Below are 17460 nucleotides of genomic sequence, written 5' to 3'. Positions count from 1 at the left end.
GGTGCCTTTCACGTACCGAGCGAGGTGAGGACGTCGCGGCGCAGGGCCACGCGGGCCGCGTCGTCGTGGGCCGTGCGTTCGCGCGGGTGCGGTACGTCCCGTACGGCGAGCAGACGGCCGGCGCCGAGCAGGGCCACGCGGTCGCCGAGAAAGAGGGCCTCGTCCACGTCGTGGGTGACGAAGACGACGGTCGCGCCCGTGCCCCGCAGCACCTCGACCAGCAGGTCCTGCATGCCGGCCCGGGTCTGGGCGTCGAGGGCGCCGAACGGCTCGTCCATGAGGACGGCGCGCGGACGCCCGGCCAGGGCGCGGGCCAACTGGGCGCGCTGGCGCTGCCCGCCGGAGACGCGGTGGGGCAACTGGCGGGCGTGGTCGGCCAGTCCGACCCGAGCCAGCCACGCCTCGGCCTCGACGCGGCGTTCGGCGCGCTTGACGCGGCGGATGGCGAGCGGGAGTTCGACGTTGGCGCGCAGGGTGCGCCAGGGCAGGAGGGCGTCGTCCTGGAAGACCAGGGCGCGTTCGGCGGAGGGGCCGGTCAGTCGGTGCCCGTCCTGGCCGATCTCTCCGGCCAGCGGGGGAAGCAGGCCCGCCAGGCTGCGCAGCAGGGTCGACTTGCCGCAGCCGGAGGGGCCGACGACCGTGAGGATCTCACCGCGCGCGACGTCCAGGTCGACGTCGGCCAGGACGGGGGCGTCGGGGCGGCCGAGCGTGGCGGCGTGGAGGGTGAGCCGGGTACCGCGTGGGGGCGACGGTGCCCGGTCCGCCGTACGCAGTTCGGGCTTGGTCTCAGACGAGGTGCTCATCGCGTGCCTCCTCGGTGTCGGAGGGGTGTGCGGTGCGTGCGGCGGTGGCGGCCTGCCGGGTGGACGCGAGCGTGCGCGGCGCTGTCGGCCGGGCTGCGGGGAGGTACGACGTGCGGGGCAGCCAGCGGGTCAGACGGCGGCCCAGCGACTCGACCGCCGTGGAGGTGAGCCAGCCCAGGGCGCCGATCGTGACCATGCCGACGAAGACACCGGGGTAGTCGACGATCGTGTAGTCCTGCCAGGTGCGGTAACCGACGCCGTACTGACCGGAGATCATCTCGGCGGAGATCACGCAGATCCACGAGACGCCGATGCCGACCGACAGGCCGCCGAAGATGCCGGGCAGCGCGCCCGGCAGGACGACCGAGCCGAGGATGCGCCACCGGCCGCCGCCCATCGTGAGGACGGCCTCCTCCCACACGGGGGTCAGCGCCCGCACGGAGTGCCGGGTGGAGACCAGGACCGGGAAGAAGGCCGCGGTGAACGTGATGAAGACGATGCCCTGTTCGTTGGAGGGGAAGAGCAGGATCGCCACGGGCACCAGGGCGATCGCCGGGATCGGGCGCACCATTTCCAGCAGGGGGCCCAGCAGGTCCTCGGCCAGTGGCGAGCGGGCCACGAGCACGCCGACCGCCACACCCAGCACCGCGGCCAGCAGGAAGCCGGTGACGATGTGGGTCAGGCTGTCGGTGAGGTCCCGCCAGTAGTCCGCCCCCGAGAGGCGGTCGGCGAAGGTGTGGGCCACGTCGGTGACGGTGGGGAACTGCGAGAAGCGCAGCCACAGGTCGACGTCCAGGCTGGTCAGCAGCTGCCACAGGCCCAGGGCGGCCGCGACGGCGCCCACCCGCAGCACGTACCGGCCGATCGGCTCAAGTGGCGGCCGGTGGCGGCCCGTTCGCGGAGCGGGCCGGCTCACGCCGCACGCTCCAGGGCTTCGGCGTAGGTGATCACGCGGGCACCGCCGTGCGCGGAGACATACGCCTGCGCGGTCGCCGGGGCGACGAACGGCACGAGCTTGTCGCCGTCGGCCACCCATACCGCCTTGTCGGCGAACCACAGGGTGCCGGTGGTGGCGTCGGGCACGTAGGCGGCGCGGACAGCGCCGGGGCGCGCGGCCACGTAAGCCAGCAGCCCCGCCGGGGAGTTGAAGACCTTGGTTTCCTGGGCGCCCTTCGGCCATGCCTCGCTCGCGGCGGCGGGCGGCCCGGCGGCGAGCTGCTTCGCGTACGACGCCCCGAGGGCCTTCTTCACGTAGTGGTCGTCGACGAAGGAGTCCACGTCGATGTCGCCGGTCAGCTCGGCCGCCTTCAGCACCGACACGTCCTGCTTCAGCGCGGAGACGAGCCGCGGCTTGACGGCCGGGTCGAAGGTGGAGATGCCGTGGGCGCCGTTGTAGAGGTAGACGACCTCGGCGGGCAGGCCGGTGGCCCCGGCGACCTTCTCGGCGGCGGCCACGGGATGGGTGTTGAGGTAGTCGGTGGCCTCGGCCTGGGCTTTGAGGAAGGTCTCCAGCACGACCGGTCGGTTCTCGGCGAAGTCCTCGCGGACGGTGACGCCGTGGAAGGTGGGCAGGTTCAACTGGGCGCCGTCGTAGAGGGCCTTCGCCCTGCCCTGGTAGGCGAGCAGACCCGGCCAGGCCACGAATTGCGAGAGGGCGTCCGCACTGCCCGCCGCCAGGGCCGACGCGCCCACGGCGGGCTGCTGGTTGAGCTTGTCGATGCCGTCGTCCGGGTCGATGCCGGCGCGCTGCAGGGCCCGTACGAGGGTGCCGTCCGCGGCGGAGCCGACGCTCGTGGAGACCTTCTTGTCCTTCAGGTCCTTCAGGGAGGTGAGCTTGGAACCGGGTGCGGTGACGATGGTGTTGAGGCCGCCGCGCAGGTTGTAGCCGGTGACGGAGACCAGACGGGTGGGGCGGTTCAGCTGCTTGCCGCGGGCGGCGTTGATGAGCAGCGGGAAGTCGCCCATCGAGCCGATGTCGATCTTCCCGGCGGTCATCTGGGCGGTGATGGGGGCGCCGGTGGCGTAGTCCTGCCAGTCGACCTTGTAGGTGCGGCCGTCGCCGAGGGAGTTCAACTCCCTCTCGAAGTAGCCGAGCGAGCGCAGGAGGGTTCCCGCGGTGACCGTGTTGATGGTCTTCGACTGGTAGCCGACGGTGATGGTGACGGTGGAGCCGTCAGCGCCCGCCGCGTCGCCGCCGCAGGCGGTGAGCGGTGCGAGGAGCAGGGCGGCGGCTGCGGCAAATACTGTGCGTTTCAAGGGAGTTCGGCCTTTCACCGGAGCAGGTAGGGCATGTTGACCGTGACGGCTCCGGTGGGGCAGCGGGCCGCGCACGGGCCGCAGTACCAGCACTCGTCGACGTGCATGTAGGCCTTGCCGTTGCTGTCGTCGATGGCGAGGGAGTCCAGCGGGCACATGTCCACGCAGAGGGTGCAGCCGTCGATGCACTTCGACTCGTCGATGGTCACGGGCACGTCGGCCCGCTGGGGCGCCAAGGGCATGGCTGTCTCCAGGAAGATGCGCGAGCAGGGTGATTACAGGGAGCGGTGCAGCAGACCGCTCATCGAGATGCGGTCGCCGCGGAAGCGGATGAATTCCAGGTCGACGGGCCGCCCGTCGGCGAGGTGCGTGAGACGTTCCAGCATCAGCACGGCCGCGCCGCGCGGCGCCTGCAGTACGGCGGCGCAGTGGGCGTCGGCGTTCACCGCCTCGAGGCTGATCTCGGCGTGACCGAGGGGGGTGCCGGTGAGCGTCTCCAGGAGCCGGAAGATGTCCGTGTTCTCCAGGTCCTCGCGGAGCAGGGCGGTGCCGACGTCGAGTGGGACGTACGTGAGGTCGAGGGACAGGGGCAGACCGTTCAGCCGGCGCAGACGTTCGATGTAGAGGACGTCGGTGCCGGGCGGGACGTGCAGACGGTCGGCCACCGGGGACGGGGCGGGGACGGGGCCCACGGTGCGGACCTCGTTGGTGACCTGGCCGTGTTCGCGCAGGGTTTCCGCGAGGCCCATCAGACGGTCGAGTCCGTGGGGGTACTTCTGGCCCACGACGACCGTGCCGACGCCGGGGAGGCGTTCGACCAGGCCCTCTGCGCGCAGGAGGTCGAGGGCCTGGCGAACGGTGTTGCGGGAGGCGCTGTAGTCCGTGGCGAGGGTCGTCTCGTGCGGAAGCGCGCCCTCCGGGAACCTCCCGGCCAGGAGCTGGTGGCGGATCAGGTCGGCGAGCTGGCGGGCCCGGTCCGCACGCAGCCGGCGCCGCGCCCGGTGGGCGGCGACGGTGCTCGCGCCCTGGTCGGCGTGGTCTCGGATGCGCTCGGCGGGTGACATGTTTCGGACCATACCTATCTGGTAGGGAAAGCGGTGTTGCCGCAGTGTTGCGCCACCTGACACATGGCCAGATGCCCACCTGAACTGGGGTTTCGTCGCACAGACGGGAAGATCTGCCAGTGCCGGGCCCTGCCCGCGAGAACCGAGAAGGCGATCAACGCGAGATGTCGCACAGCTGGTTCACCTGCGCCCCGACGTGGGCAGGACCCGCCTCCTGCGCATACGACAGCACCGGCTCGCGTGCAGGGAGGACGCCTGTGCGGGCCGGTGCCGTGTGCGCGTGGCCGAGGGGCCGGGCGCGCACTCTGTGTCGCGGGGGATTCGTTCGCTCAGCGGATGACCAGCAGGCCTCGGCTGCGCAGCACCCACCGCTCCAGCGGGCTGAAGATCAGCAGGTCGATGGCGATGCCGACGAGCAGGATCAGGAAGATGGCCAGGAACACCTGCGACATGCTGGAGTTGTTGCGCCCGTTCTCCAGCAACTGGCCCAGGCCGACGCCCAGATCGGGCGAGGAGGCGATGATCTCGGCGGCCATCAGCGACCGCCAGGAGAACGCCCAGCCCTGCTTGAGTCCCGCCAGATAGCCGGGCAGCGCCCCCGGCATGACGATGTGCCACGCCCCGCGCAGACCGGTCGCGCCCAGCGTCCGGCCGGCCCGCAGGAACAGCGGCGGGATCTGGTCGATGCCCGCGACCAGGCCGTTCGCGATGGACGGGACCGCGCCGAGGAGGATCACGGCGTACATCATCGAGTCGTCGAGGCCCAGCCAGATCACCGCGGGCGGCACCCAGGCCACCGACGGCAGCGACTGCAGGCCGGACAGGATGGGGCCGATGGCCGCCCGGACGAACGCCACCCGGGCGACCAGCAGGCCGAGCGGCGTACCGATGACGAGCGCCAGCAGGAAGCCGAGCAGGCCGCGCGAGACGCTGGTCCAGATGTAGTCGAGCAGAGTGCCCTGGACCCAGGCATCGCTCACCTCGCCCCACACGGCGGAGGGCGCGGGCAGCTTGTAGTCGGGGGCGACGTGCGCCCACACCAGCAGCTGCCAGACCGCCAGCACCAGTGCCACGGCGGTGACGGGCGGCAGGACCTTGCGTATCAGGGTCTCGCGCAGCGGCGCGGGACCGGCCTGCACGGACTCCAGCGCGTCGAGCCCGGCCTCCACTCCCGCGAGATCACTCGGCGTCCGGGAGTCCCCGACTGCCGTGGAGCCGTCCTTCTCGGTGTCGGCTCCGGTGTCAGTGCTGGCCATGGCGGCGGATCTCCCCACGCAGTTCTTCGGTGATCTCGACGGACAGTTCGGCGACCGCGCTGTCCTCGATGCGGCGCGGCTGGGGAATACCGACCGTCCACTCCCGGACGATCCGCCCCGGCCGGGAGGACAGCAGGACGACGCGCTGGGCCAGTCGCACCGCCTCGCGCACGTTGTGCGTCACGAACAGGACCGACAGTCCCGTCTCCTGCCAGATACGGGTCAGTTCATCGTGCAGGACGTCCCGGGTGATGGCGTCCAGAGCGGCGAAGGGCTCGTCCATCAGCAGCAGCCGACTGTCCTGGGCCAGTGCCCGCGCCAGCGCCACACGCTGGCGCATACCGCCGGACAGCTCGTGCACCCGCTTGCCGTACGCGCCCTCCAGCCGTACGAGTCCCAGCAGCCGTTCCGCCTCCTGACGGCGCTCCGGCTTGGCGATGCCGCGCAGTTTCAGCGCGAGTTCGATGTTCTTGCCCGCGGTCAGCCACGGGAACAGGGCGTGCTCCTGGAACATCAGGGCGGGCCGGCCGTCCGTGCCGATCGAGCCGGCGGACGGCCGGTCCAGTCCCGCGACCAGGTTCAGCAGGGTGGACTTGCCACAGCCCGAGGCCCCCAGGAGGGTGACGAACTCGCCCGGTGCGACATCGAGAGTGATGTCGTCCAGCACGAGCTGGGATCCGCCGGGCGTGCCCCGGGCGGGGAAGGACTTCGAGACGTGCTCGATGCGGGCGGCGTGCGTCACCGTCCTGGTGTCCTCGGCCGTGTTGATGATCGTGGCGGCCATGGTCGTCACCTCCTGGGAACTCGTCGGGACCGGTCGTCGTTACTTGGCGCCGAGACCGGCGTCGTCGACCGTGGCCTTGCCCTCGGCCTTGAGGACCTTGTTGAGCGAGGTGAGGTCGTAGATGCCCGTCAGGTTGGGCTTGTCCAGCAGGCCGGCCTTGACCGCGTGCTCGGCCTCGCTGTTGAGGGTGGAGGCCAGCGGGTCGTCGAGGAACGCGATGGACTTCCAGGCCGGATCGATGACCTCGGCGGGCAGCGCCTTGCCCGACAGCTTCTCCAGCGCCGAGTTGGCGGAAGCCTTCGCCTTGTCGGGGTTGGCGTTGATCCACTCGTTCGTCTTCACCGAACCGCGCAGCACGGCCTCGACGACGTCCGGGTGCTCCTTGAGGAACTTCTGCGAAACGATGATGTTCGTGATCACGAACTTGTTGTCGGGCCACAGCGTCGACTCGTCGAGCAGCACCTTGGCGCCCTCGGCGACCAGCTTCGACGCGGTCGGCTCCGGCACCCAGGCGCCGTCGATGGAGCCGGACTTGTAGGCGTCCGGGGTGATCTTGTTGTCGGTGCGGACGACGGATACGTCGCCCTTGCCGCTCTCGGCGTCCACCTTCCAGCCCTTGTCCGCGATCCAGTTGAGGAACGCGACGTCCTGGGTGTTGCCGAGCTGAGGCGTGGCGATCTTCTTGCCCTTGACGTCGTCCAGGGACTTGATCTTCTTCGGGTTGACGACCAGCTTCACGCCACCGGAGGCGGAACCGCCGACGATCCGCAGGTTCTTGCCGCCCGACTTGGTGTAGCCGTTGATGGAGGGGGAGGGGCCGATCCAGCCGATGTCGATGGACCCGGCGTTGAGCGCCTCGATCTCGGAGGGGCCGGCGTTGAAGGTCGAGGGCTTGATCGTGGTGCCGCCGAGCTCCTTCTGGAACAGGCCCTCCTGGACGCCGACCAGAGCGGTGGCGTGCGTCAGGTTGGGGAAGTAGCCGATCTTCACTTCGTCGGCGGAGAGCTTCTTGGCGCCTGCCGCAGCAGCCGGGGTCTGCTTGCCGTCGTCGGTCGACTCGGAGCCGTAGCCGCACGCGGTGAGCAGGAGCGGGAGCGTAGCCATGACGGCGAGGGTGCGCAGGGTGGTGAGCTGTCTTGCGGCAGACACGGAGGTGTCCTCTCAGGGAAGGAGCGGTGCTCAAGGGGGTGTGCGATGGCGTGCTGAGGTGTTGCACGGGCCGTCAGATGGAGCTGGACGTACGGCCGAAGTCGATGTGACGACGCGAAGTCAGCACGGGCAGCACCCGGTCTGCGCAGCTCAGCGCTCCCACGGCCACCCCCTGATTCCTAGTTTTCCTACCTGGTTGATAGGGATCGTGGCAGAACGCGGGAGCCACCCCAAGAGGGTAATCACATTATGGACAGAACCATCTCAACATTTGGGATCTATGGCCATTGGTCCAGCGTGTCAACGGTTTTCCCGGACACCCCGTCCGGGGTGAGAGCCATCGACCGGATGCGCCCGGTGCGGGCGGTGAGCGGGTCGCCGACCAGGAGAAAGGCGGCGTCTGGACTCAGTGGTGCCGAGAGCTTCGCAACCGGACCCTCCGGCTGTGCGAGGGAGACGAGGGGCTCCGGCGGTGGCAGGGCGAGGGGGATCGAGGACGGCGCTGAGTCTGCTACGACCTGGCGATCTCCGGGTATCCGGTCGTTCGGGCTTCCTTGTCAGCCAACCTGGTCACTCTGCGGCCCGATGCCCTTGACCCTGGCCGGAGTTCCGTCCGGGGCGAATGCGTGGTGGAAGGTGAAGACGTGCGGCGCGGAGCCGTGGTCGTGGAGGCGCTCCAGCCTGGAAACCCCGTCCCGCCAGGTGGGTATCACGTCGTCGGAGACCCACCAGAGCACGTGACTCGGGTGTTCTCCCCTCTCGAACCAGTCGTGACGCCTGTTCAGCGCCTCACGGTGCAGACCGGTGTAGACGGCGTCGAAGGCGGGGCGCAGGCCGGTCCAGAGCGAGAGGGTCGTGGCCAGAGCGGTGGTTTCCACCGTACGGCCCTTGCTGTACCAAGTCGGTACCGCGAACTCTCCCCATGCACCCCAGTCCGCCTCGAAGAGCATGCCCCGGTCACCGTCGGCCGCTTCAGCACGAGCGAGGTATCCGGGGTGCTGACCGATCCTGCGGTAGACGGCCTCACCGATGTCGTAGAACTCGTGCGTGAGAGGTGCGGGATCGGCGAGAGGTGACTTCAGGACGCCGAATGTGTACAGAGCAAGATGGGGCATGCGTCTCTCCCTGGGTGGGGCTGCCTGGCGTGGACCCGGTTCGGTGGCTCACTCATGGGGGCGAGGGCCCGTGGGACGTGACCGACTCGTCCCGTCGCGGCCGGCCCAGCCTGAAGGAACCCCCGTGCGACCGTGGGCGACCATCGAGGACCAGACGAAAGTAGCTGCCTCTGCGAGCCCTGTCGAAGTTGCAATTTCCCTGTCCAAGTGGCCTCTTGCACAGGGCTGTTGCGGCCGACGAGGACAAGGGCGGTCTGGGGCCGCGGTCGCGCCTCTTCCCCGCCACCGTCTTCCAGCGGCCCGTGACACCGGTGAGTCAGGCCATGGACGAGCCGCGGCAGCACGGGACGAGGTCTACAAAAAGTGGCCCCCTCGTCATGTGGAGGAGGTTGCCCGGATGCGGCTCGCCCGGCAACAGCCGGCCGCGGGCTCTTTCGGCGCTGAACGCGGCGCTCAGCTCACTGTGCTGCCTGGAAATTCCCGAACGGCATCGGGTGGCCCGGGCGACTGCTCCCGGTCCTTCACCTCTCGATGCCTCGGCGACTCGACCCGTGAAACGGGGTGTGCCGAGCGCCGCCCAGATGAGGCCGAAGGGTCCAACCGCGCAGTCGATTCAAGCCTGGACCTCAGCTGCGAACTGCGACGTTCTCGGTGTCCTGCTTCGCCGGCGACGCCCGGACGTCGAGTCGACGTCATCCGATGTAGATGACCACTCCGTCCCTGCCGGGCCTCCCTCTCCTGCCGGGGCGCCCATGCCTGCCGCGGTCGCCGTCCTTCCCCTTCCGCCCCGGGATGCCGGTGGGGCCGGTGGGGCCGGGCGCGCCGGAAGGGCCGGAAGGGCCGGGCGGGCCGGGGAGGCCGTGGCGGATGCTGTTCGCCTGGAGGGCGATACGCCGTGATCGAAGCTCGTCGATCTGTTGTTGGTGAGCGACGATGACGGCTTCCTGCGCGAGGAGCGTGACGGTCAGCGCTGCGCCGAGCACAAGGCGGCGTCGCGGGCTGCGCCACGCCTCTTTCATACTTCTCACGTCATTCCTCATGTGTGCGATGAATCGAAGTGGAGGGCTCTGGCAGACGATCCCGCCCCGTGACACCAGCGCGGTCCGACATGCTCCGCGGCGTCGCGGTCCCCGTCCGGGCCCCGACCGCAATTCCAACTGCGCCTGTCCGGGCCCATGAGAGGGTGGAACTCCCTCTCGCGCATGCCGGAGAAGCCGGCCGATGCGGCCGAACGGCTAACTCGGCGCCGCAGCTTCCGGTGCGACGGCGTCCTTCCCGTTCACGCCGTCCTTCCCGTCCTTGCCGTTCGTGCCGTCCTTACCGTCCTTGCCGTCCTTGCCGTGCGTGCCCCCCGGGCCGATAGGGCCGGGAGGGCCAGTGGGACCGGGCGGCCCGGACGGCCCCGAAGGGCCGGGCGCGAGGCTCTCCTGGACGTCGACGGGCTGCATCCGCAGGTCGTCGATCTGCATCTGCTGAGCGACAAGAAGAGCTGACTGCGCGACGAGCGCGATGGTCAGCACCGAGCCGAGCACGAGAGGGCGCCGCGGACTTCGCAGCACTTCAGTCACGCTTCTCACATCATTCCTCACGGTATGTGACGGTGGAAGTGTAAGGGACCAGGTCGCGGGGGGATGGACCGGCGCGGGGAGTGTCATCGCAGGGACGCCGCGCACGTCACACTTCTGCCGTCCGCGGCACCATGGCTCAGAGGCATCGTTCCTGACGGCTGTCTCGGCTCGTTGGCTTCGTGCGGTCGGCCTCGGTGAGCGGTTGGTGCCGGATGAGCCGTGGGAGCTGTTCCGACGGATGGCGCCTCCGAGGGAGGCGACACGTTCGTAAGGTGGCGGTAACCGTCGGTCCGGTGATCGTGGAGAGTTGACGGCCATCCGTGTTTGTGGCCACGTCGGGGTGCACGTGGCGGCAGTTGCCACCGGTGTTCGGCCCGTGCCGGCGGACGGTCTACCGGCGGCTCAGCCAGTGGAGCCGGGAGCGGGCCTGGGCCCGGCCTCCACCGCGTTGTGGTTGATGAGCTGGGTGCCCGCGGTGGCCCGGACCGGTCGCGCGGCCGGATCTGAGAGCCAGTTCCCAGGCGCGGCGGTCGTCGCCATGTCTTCCTCGCGGCGTCTACGCCACAATCACGGGATGCCCGGCAACCGGATCACCTATCGCATCGCGGACGGCGTGCGCATACCTGGAACCTGGCGGCACGCCTTCATCCGCAACGGTGACCGCTACTTCCTCACCGACCTGTTCATCTATGCCGACGGGCTCATCGACTGCTGGGGTCTGGTGACCATCGAGGAGTTCCGGGACAAGCTCCGCAGTGGCTGGGTGGCCACCGACCTCCCGGACGGCGCCGAGGCGTCCGCCTACGACGTGGCGCGCTGGAAGTTCAGTGAGCCGCACACCTGGATCACCCCTGACCTGCTGGTCGCCGAAGTACAGGACACCATCGACCAGCTGAACGGGAGGCCCGACTCCACGGGCCGCTGCCTTGCCGCGGTGAAGATCTTCCTCGCCGACCGGACAGAGGAGAACCGAACCACCGCCCGCACCGCGTTCCTGGCCATCCCGACGTCGCAGCGCCGCTACGCGCTGGGCGACATGGATGCGAAGGACTGGCCGCTGCGGACGCTGGTGGCAGGGCCCGGCGGACAGACCTACCACCCGGCCGATCCGTCGGTCACACAGGACACCTACGACCAGGCCGTCGCGTACTTCGAGAGACGAGTCCAGTGGGCGGCTGAGCAGCGTACGGGCGTTGCGGCAGACGGACCGCTCACTGCGCACGCTCCGGCGGTCCAGCTCGACCACTTGAATCCGACCAATCCGGTGACCGACATCGGCCTGCGCGGCCTGCGCAACGACTACCCCGCCCCGATCAGCGTGGGCAAAGTCGTCTACCCCTCCGTCGCTCACGCCTACTGGGCCCTGGCGGTCGCTCAGCCCGAGGATCGGGCGGCGATCGTGTCAGCGGAGTCCTCGGCCGAGGCGCGCAGGCTCGCGGTCGCAGCCGGGCGTCGCGATGGCTGGGAGCATGCGCGTACCGCTGTCATGACCAACCTGCTGCGCGCCAAGTACGCCCAGCATCCTGAGCTGGCCGAGCACCTGTTGGCGACAGGTGACGCGACGGTGATCTACGACGACCTGGACTCGTCCTTCTGGGGCGACAACGCCGGCCGGGGCCGCAACTGGACGGGCCGTCTCCTCGAACTCGTCCGCTCCGAACTGAATGCGCAGCAATCCGGCATCTGGCACCTGTGACCGGCGGCGCGGACGCGTGACTCTTCCCTGAGGCGGGTCAGGCGGCTGCTCTGTGTCGACGACAGGGCGGCCGGCTTCCACCCGGGGCGGCCGAGACCCGTCCGCGCGGCGGAACTCGCCGGCCGCCCCCCAGTAACACCGCCACAGCGGACGGAACTCGAACGCATCACCGCCTGAGAACCTGGTCGGCAACGGCCTGTCCAAGGCCGAGATCGCCGGCCAGCTCTCCGTCGGCGCCGCGATCGCCCGAGGGCTCACGCCATGGCCGTTGCCTCGGTCAGGGTCGGCACCGGCTTCCAGCAGCAGCCGGATCGTCGTACTGCCGCCCTGCGAACAGAACACCGCCCTCCACAGCGGCGTATTGCCATGACGGTCCGCGACATCAACCGCCGCACCCGCGGCCAAGAGGACCTCGATGGCCGACGGAGCCTGGGCCTGAGCCGCGAAATGCAGCGGCGTCCAGCCCGCATCGTCGGCTCCCCCCCCACGGAGGTGTCTCCGACCAAGAGCACCCGCAGGCCATCCGCGTCCCCATCGGCAGCCGCATGGTGCACCGCCGTCCGCCCCGACCGATCCCGATCCGTCATGCCGACCAGCCTCACTCGGCTTGACCAAACAGATAGGGGCACCCCGCGTCGCCGACCTCTCCCGTCGTGCCCACCACGTCACCACGGTTGACCACTGACGGCATCCGGTAATGACGCAGGCAGGCTCCCGCCGAGTCACGGGATGAAGCCCTCCCCGGGAGATCAGGAGCTCCGGCCGCAGCCTCCAGGGGCTGCCGTCCTCGGTCTCCACCGCGTAGCGCGGTACGACGTGTCCATCACGCTCGTCCTGTTCGACGACACACGCGACGATCACACCGCGGCTGCCCACGATCTCCGTCCCGAGCCGGCCCGGTTCCGGAATCGGTGGGTGCGGCGTCGTCAGTTCCACTCCGCTTGTGCGGGGGGCCCGGTTCGTACCGCGCGGGCGTGGCCGGCCGGGGATCACCCTCCGGCTTGGTGGTGCCGGCGGTGTGCGGGTTCAGGGCGGCGGGCTCGTGGACAGTTGCGCCCAGACCGTCTTGCCGTCGGGGCCGTAGCGGGTGCCCCAGTTGTCCGCGAGGCTGGCGATGATGAACAGTCCGCGTCCGTCCTCGTCGACGGTGCGTGCGTGCTTCAGGTGCGGGGCACATTGCGCGGCGTCGTAGACCTCGCAGATCAGGTGCCGGTCCAGGACGAGACGCAGCTGGAGCGGCGGGGCGCCGTAGCGGACCGCGTTGCCCACCAGTTCGCTCACGACGAGCTCGGTGGTGAAGGCCTCTTCCTCCTCTATGTTCCAGGCGGCGAGCTGCCGTCGGGTCGCGGCCCTCGCCAGCGGAGCGGCCTCGTTCCTGGTGGGCAGTGTGAGGATCATGACCCGGTCGGCGGGGAGCGCTTTGACACGGGCCAGCAGCAGGAGCTTCTCCGATTCGCCGCGGTCCCGCAGGGCGTACGCGACGGTGTCGCACAGCTCGTCCAGGGAGTCCTCGGCTCCTGCAGCGAGCAGGGGTCCCACCTGGCCGGTCGGCATCAGCAGGTCCTCGTTGCTGACCGCGAGGGTGGTGCCCTCGGGGAGCTCGACGGTGGTGGCGGGGAAGGGGGCGTGGCCGGGGCCGGCGAGCAGCGGACCCTCCGGCACGGGCACCGCGGCCGCTTGGCCGTCCGGATGGACGACGTAGGGGTCCGACAGGCCCGCGCGCACGATCGTGCAGTGCTGGTCGACCGCGTCGTACACCGCGATCACACACCCCGCGGTGAGCGGCTCGGCGTGGAGGCTGTCCCCGGCGGGCAGCGCCGCGCGTTCGACCGCCAGGCGGGCGGCGGTATCGCTGAGCCGGGCCATCAGCTCGTCCGGTTCCAGGTCGAGGGCGGCCAGGGCGTGGATCACGGTCCGCAGCTGTCCCATGATCGTGGCGGTGGCGACGCCTCGGCCGGCGACGTCTCCCAGCACGAGGGCGGTCCGGGCGCCGGAGAGCTCTATGACGTCGGACCAGGCGCCGCCCGTGCCGGGTCCGGGCAGGTGCAGGCGCGCGATGTCGACCGTCGAGGTGGCGGCAGGCCGTTGCGGGAGCAGCCGGCGCTTCAGGGTGGCGGCTATCGTGCGTTCACGTGTGTACCGGCGGGCGTTGTCGATGGACAGCGCGGCGTGCGCGCACACGTCGACCGTCAGGTCGAGGTCCCTTTCCTCGAAGGGTTCCTCGGTCCCCCGACGGTAGAAGCTGACGATTCCCATGGCCCGGCCGCGCAGCGCTAGCGGAGCGACGATCAGGGAATGGGCGTCCGACTGCGCGATCGAGGCCGCCCGAGCCGGGTCGGCCGCCAGCCAGAGGGCATCGGGCGTCACGCGGACGAGCCTGGGCCGCAGGTCGGTCAGCACCCTTGAGAACGGCGTGGCGTCGGGCAGCCGGCTCACCCCGCCCACGGGATGAGCCGAGACCACCCCGCGGAACGCGGCTCGCAGCAGCTGTACGGCTCCTTCGACCGGCACCAGTGGCGGATCCTCGCCCCGTACGACCCCGTCGATCACCTCCACCACCGCGATGCCGCAGAATCCTGGTACGACCGTGTCGGTCAGGGCCCGGCAGACGGCGATGACGTCGAGCTGTTCGCCGACACGTTCGCGCACCGCTTCCAGGAGGGTCAGGCGTTGCACAGCCCGTACCCGGTCGGTGACGTCGAGAGCGAGGACGACCAGTCCCCTCACGTCGTCGTGCAGGTTGTCCACTCGTATGTACGACAGGGAGTAGTGCCGGGCCCGAGGGGCGCCGGGCACGCGTGCCCGCACCACGTGGTCGAGCACCGGCTCACCCGACCTCAGCACACCGCGCGCAACTTTCTCCTCGGCGGGCGCGGCAAGTCCGTAGACCTCGGGGAACACTCCACCCGTCTCGGAAACCGCGCATGCCGGCCCCTCGACGGAGACACCGCCGATCTGAAGGACGCGCAGTTCGGCATCCAGCACATGGAAGATCATCGGCGAGCACGCCGACAGGGCCTCCAGGACGGCGAATGGCCACCGGCCCTCGCCATTGACCGCGCGCGCCACCAGCTCCCCGATGTGACTGCCCACGGCCTCCTGCGCGGACCACCCGAAGGTCTCCTCGGCCGAGGCGGACCACTCGATCACCCGTCCGTCCTGCGCGACCAGCATGAATGGTCCGTCACCGGACACGGCAAACACCTCCAGGGCGGTCAGTGTCCCGAAGCCACCCCGAGCTGCCCCCCCCAGAATTCTGCCCGGTTTCAGCCCATAGCGCCCTCCGAGCGCTTCGCGTGCGGCAGGAATGGGTCCGTGCTCGGCGACGTCAGGTGGTGGTAGGACTCAACCATTTCTTCTCCTCGCCGGGTTCGGGCAGCACGCGGCCGCCTTCGACGGCGGACCGGGCAGGGCCGTCCTGGACCACGATCATGGTCCGGCTCTCGTCGGGTCCGCAGATCCGGGCGAGCGCCGAGGACGGCTCCACGGCGAGCCGTGTTGCTTCGTCCTGCGGGTGACCGCGCCGCACCCAGCCGGTGAGGACGAGCGGTGCCGCGGGCTGCCCGCCCGCGAAGACGCTGTCGGTGGGGAGTTCGCAGAAGACCACGTCGACGTGGGCGGGAGACACGTGGTTGGTGGCTGCGTGGATCCGGATGATCTCGGCAGCCAGGCGGGCTTTCACCTCGCTGGTCAGCGTGTCTCGGGCTGCCGTGCAGGTGTCACCGGCGAACTGCTCGACGTGCCGCAGCACCGCATCCCGCGCCCAGGCCGGGGGCCCGCAGTTGACCGGTTCGGCCCCGGCGGTCCAGCCAGGTCATGCCGGGGCAGGTGTCCGCAGGGCGAGGAGGGCGACGTCGTCGTCGTTCTCGGCGGGCCGGACTCGGTGCAGCAGTTGGTCGGTGAACGAGGTCAGAGGGCGGTGGGCGAGGGCGGCGGCGTGCCGACGCAGCCGTTGCAGGCCGTCGTCGAGGGTGTGGCCGAGTTCTTCGATGAGGCCGTCGGTGTAGAGCACGAGGGTGGATCCGGGCGGCAGCAGGACGGTGGCGTCGGGGCGACGGCCCGCTTGGACGCCCAGGAGGATGCCGTGGCCGTCGGTGAGGTACTCGGCCAAGCCGTCGTGGCTGATCAACAGGGGCGGCGGATGGCCGGCGTTGCTCCAGGACAGCTTCCAATGACCATGACCCTCCTCCTCCAGGCGGGCGAGGACCATGGTGGCCATGGTGACATCGGTGATGTGCCGGATCGCTTCGTCGAGCCGTTCGATGATCCGGCTGGGGGGCTTCGTCTGGGACCAGGCGTAGGCGCGCAGCATGTTGCGGACCTGCGCCATGCCTGCCGCGGCTTCCAGATCGTGTCCCACGACGTCGCCGATGGCAAGGGCGGTGGCGCCGTCGGACAGCGGGAAGGCGTCGTACCAGTCGCCGCCGACCTGCGAGGCGTCGGGCGCGGGCAGGTAGCGGACGGTCATCTCCAGACCGGGCACGCGCGGCATCTGGGGCAGCAGATGGTTCTGCATGGTCTCGGCGACCTTGCGCTGGCGCTGGTAGAGGCGGGCGTTGTCCAGGGCGAGGCCGGCCCGGCGGGTGATGTCCTCGATCAGGGGCAGATCGGTGGGGGTGAAGTCCGCCCGATCGTCGGCGCGTCCCAGGGTGAGGGCTCCCAGGACCTCGCGGGGGCTGCGGATGGGGGTGATGGCTGCCGAGCGGATACCGGTGGCGTCGAACAAGCGGCGCTGCTCCACCGCGATGCCGGAGTCCGGCTGCCGCTGGTAGGTCTGGGGTCCGGCCAGAGCGGACGCCACTCCGCGCAGCGCCCGGGACAGCGGCATCGGGGACTCCTTGGGGATCGGCGGCATCGGGCCCTGGAGGTCCTCGTGATAGACCAGCGTGTCGCCCTCGGCGTGGACGACTGCCTTGCGCCAGACCTCGTCGTGCTCGGTGATCAAGTCGATGACGGTCCAGTCCGCCAGTCGCGGTACCACCAGCGCCACCAGCCGGCGCAGCGTCTCCTCGACGTCCAGGGTCGAGGTCAGCCGCGTGGTGGTCTCCGCCAGCAGGGCGAGCCGCTCCAGCTCCGGCAGCGGCCCGTCCACCGCCTCCGGCCGAGAACCCGCTTCCGGCGCTCGGGCGGAGGCCTCGAAGACCACCAGGGTGCCGCTCGCCTCGCCTTCGATGTCGTAGGGGGTGATCGTCCAGGAGATCGGCAGCACAGATCCGTCTCCGCGTACGAAGTGGTCCGTCTCCGCCTGGGCGACGCGGCGGGCGTGGAAAGCCTGCCTCATACGGCACTGTGTCGCCGCCAGAGGACGACCGTGGGCGTCCCTGTGCAGCAGGTCGTGTGCGTCATGGCCGAGCAGGTCGCCGGCCGGCCGGGCCAGCAGGTCCTCGGCGTGGGCGTTGACCGCGATGATGCGACCCCGCTCGTCGACGATGTACGCCCCGGCCCTGATGGCCTCCAGAGCCCTCGTGAGCGCGGCAGAGTGTGCGGCCGCGGGAACTCTTTCGTCGGGCTCCCCGTGCTCCGGCGCTGCCATCCTTCGTCCCCTTGCTGATCGGCTGCTTCCTGCTGGCGAAGCAGGGAGTTCGCTGTACGGTCTTCGCTTTCCGCGAGTGCCCCAGCTTCGCCGAATCCTGCCCTGCTCTCAAACACGTCCGGTAAGCCTTGGCGCCATATGCAGCAGGTGCTTCCTGGCGGACGCGGCTGGAGCGTCCGGCCGCCGCGACCTGGGGGCGACCGCCCTCCGCGGTGAGTGCCGGGCCAAGGCGAGCA

The 17460-nt window shown here is 70.1% G+C and carries 16 protein-coding genes and 1 pseudogene; 2 read left to right on the top strand and 15 right to left on the bottom strand.

Annotated elements, in window-relative coordinates; genetic code table 11:
- Positions 1–8: 8 nt before the first annotated feature.
- The 10 genes from ACZ60B_RS10025 to ACZ60B_RS09980 form a co-directional block, all read right to left on the bottom strand.
- A complete protein-coding gene (locus tag ACZ60B_RS10025; protein ID WP_469385521.1) occupies positions 9–803 on the bottom strand; it encodes an ABC transporter ATP-binding protein in 795 nt (264 codons plus the stop codon).
- Positions 787–1719, bottom strand: a complete 933-nt coding sequence (locus ACZ60B_RS10020) for an ABC transporter permease (RefSeq protein WP_469385520.1) — start codon at positions 1717–1719, stop codon at positions 787–789. Before ACZ60B_RS10020 ends, ACZ60B_RS10025 begins: the two co-directional genes overlap by 17 nt.
- Positions 1716–3059 (bottom strand): ABC transporter substrate-binding protein, encoded by a 1344-nt coding sequence (locus tag ACZ60B_RS10015; protein WP_469385519.1) that lies wholly within the window; start codon positions 3057–3059, stop codon positions 1716–1718. Before ACZ60B_RS10015 ends, ACZ60B_RS10020 begins: the two co-directional genes overlap by 4 nt.
- Positions 3060–3073: 14 nt before the next feature.
- Positions 3074–3301, bottom strand: a complete 228-nt coding sequence (locus ACZ60B_RS10010; protein ID WP_199210338.1) for a 4Fe-4S dicluster domain-containing protein — start codon at positions 3299–3301, stop codon at positions 3074–3076.
- 33 nt (positions 3302–3334) lie between these two features.
- On the bottom strand, positions 3335–4123 hold the full coding sequence (locus ACZ60B_RS10005) for a GntR family transcriptional regulator (protein WP_469385518.1): 789 nt from the start codon (positions 4121–4123) through the stop codon (positions 3335–3337).
- 329 nt (positions 4124–4452) lie between these two features.
- Positions 4453–5379, bottom strand: a complete 927-nt coding sequence (locus ACZ60B_RS10000) for an ABC transporter permease (protein ID WP_469385517.1) — start codon at positions 5377–5379, stop codon at positions 4453–4455.
- Positions 5366–6163, bottom strand: coding sequence for an ABC transporter ATP-binding protein (locus tag ACZ60B_RS09995; protein WP_469385516.1), 798 nt, complete (start codon positions 6161–6163; stop codon positions 5366–5368). The genes ACZ60B_RS10000 and ACZ60B_RS09995 overlap by 14 nt, the downstream gene beginning before the upstream one ends.
- A 39-nt stretch (positions 6164–6202) precedes the next feature.
- On the bottom strand, positions 6203–7312 hold the full coding sequence (locus ACZ60B_RS09990; protein WP_469385515.1) for an aliphatic sulfonate ABC transporter substrate-binding protein: 1110 nt from the start codon (positions 7310–7312) through the stop codon (positions 6203–6205).
- A gap of 557 nt (positions 7313–7869) precedes the next feature.
- Positions 7870–8427 carry a DUF3291 domain-containing protein gene (locus ACZ60B_RS09985; protein ID WP_469385514.1) on the bottom strand — a complete coding sequence of 186 codons (558 nt, stop codon included), beginning with the start codon at positions 8425–8427 and terminating at the stop codon, positions 7870–7872.
- A gap of 1235 nt (positions 8428–9662) precedes the next feature.
- A complete protein-coding gene (locus ACZ60B_RS09980) occupies positions 9663–9995 on the bottom strand; it encodes a hypothetical protein (protein ID WP_469385513.1) in 333 nt (110 codons plus the stop codon).
- A gap of 320 nt (positions 9996–10315) precedes the next feature.
- On the opposite strand from ACZ60B_RS09980, the gene ACZ60B_RS09975 reads away from it, so the two are divergent.
- Positions 10316–10453: a transposase gene (locus tag ACZ60B_RS09975; RefSeq protein WP_469385512.1), complete on the top strand. Its 138-nt coding sequence runs from the start codon at positions 10316–10318 to the stop codon at positions 10451–10453.
- Here the strand turns inward: ACZ60B_RS09975 and ACZ60B_RS09970 are convergent.
- Entirely contained in the window at positions 10398–10535 is a 138-nt protein-coding gene (locus ACZ60B_RS09970; RefSeq protein ID WP_469385563.1) for a hypothetical protein, read from the bottom strand. The two genes, ACZ60B_RS09975 and ACZ60B_RS09970, sit on opposite strands and share 56 nt — an antisense overlap.
- Before the next feature lie 34 nt (positions 10536–10569).
- Here ACZ60B_RS09970 and ACZ60B_RS09965 point away from each other — a divergent pair, with 34 nt between their 5' ends.
- Complete coding sequence (locus ACZ60B_RS09965) at positions 10570–11691, top strand: NADAR family protein (RefSeq protein WP_469385560.1); 1122 nt, start codon at positions 10570–10572, stop codon at positions 11689–11691.
- Positions 11692–11976: 285 nt separating this feature from the next.
- Here ACZ60B_RS09965 and ACZ60B_RS09960 read toward each other — a convergent pair.
- From ACZ60B_RS09960 to ACZ60B_RS09945, 4 genes and pseudogenes are all read right to left on the bottom strand, one after another.
- A pseudogene (locus ACZ60B_RS09960) lies at positions 11977–12360 on the bottom strand (ankyrin repeat domain-containing protein); the annotation flags it as partial.
- A gap of 357 nt (positions 12361–12717) precedes the next feature.
- A complete protein-coding gene (locus ACZ60B_RS09955) occupies positions 12718–14865 on the bottom strand; it encodes a SpoIIE family protein phosphatase (RefSeq protein WP_469385511.1) in 2148 nt (715 codons plus the stop codon).
- A 154-nt stretch (positions 14866–15019) separates the two neighbouring features.
- Entirely contained in the window at positions 15020–15442 is a 423-nt protein-coding gene (locus ACZ60B_RS09950) for a tautomerase family protein (RefSeq protein WP_469385510.1), read from the bottom strand.
- 63 nt (positions 15443–15505) lie between these two features.
- Positions 15506–17224: a PP2C family protein-serine/threonine phosphatase gene (locus ACZ60B_RS09945; RefSeq protein ID WP_469385509.1), complete on the bottom strand. Its 1719-nt coding sequence runs from the start codon at positions 17222–17224 to the stop codon at positions 15506–15508.
- Between the last annotated feature and the right edge of the window lie 236 nt (positions 17225–17460).

It is taken from the genome of Streptomyces sp. NPDC104096 (genome assembly GCF_055584385.1).
Note: the sequence above shows the minus strand (reverse complement) of the source record. Positions and strands in the feature narration are given on the sequence as shown.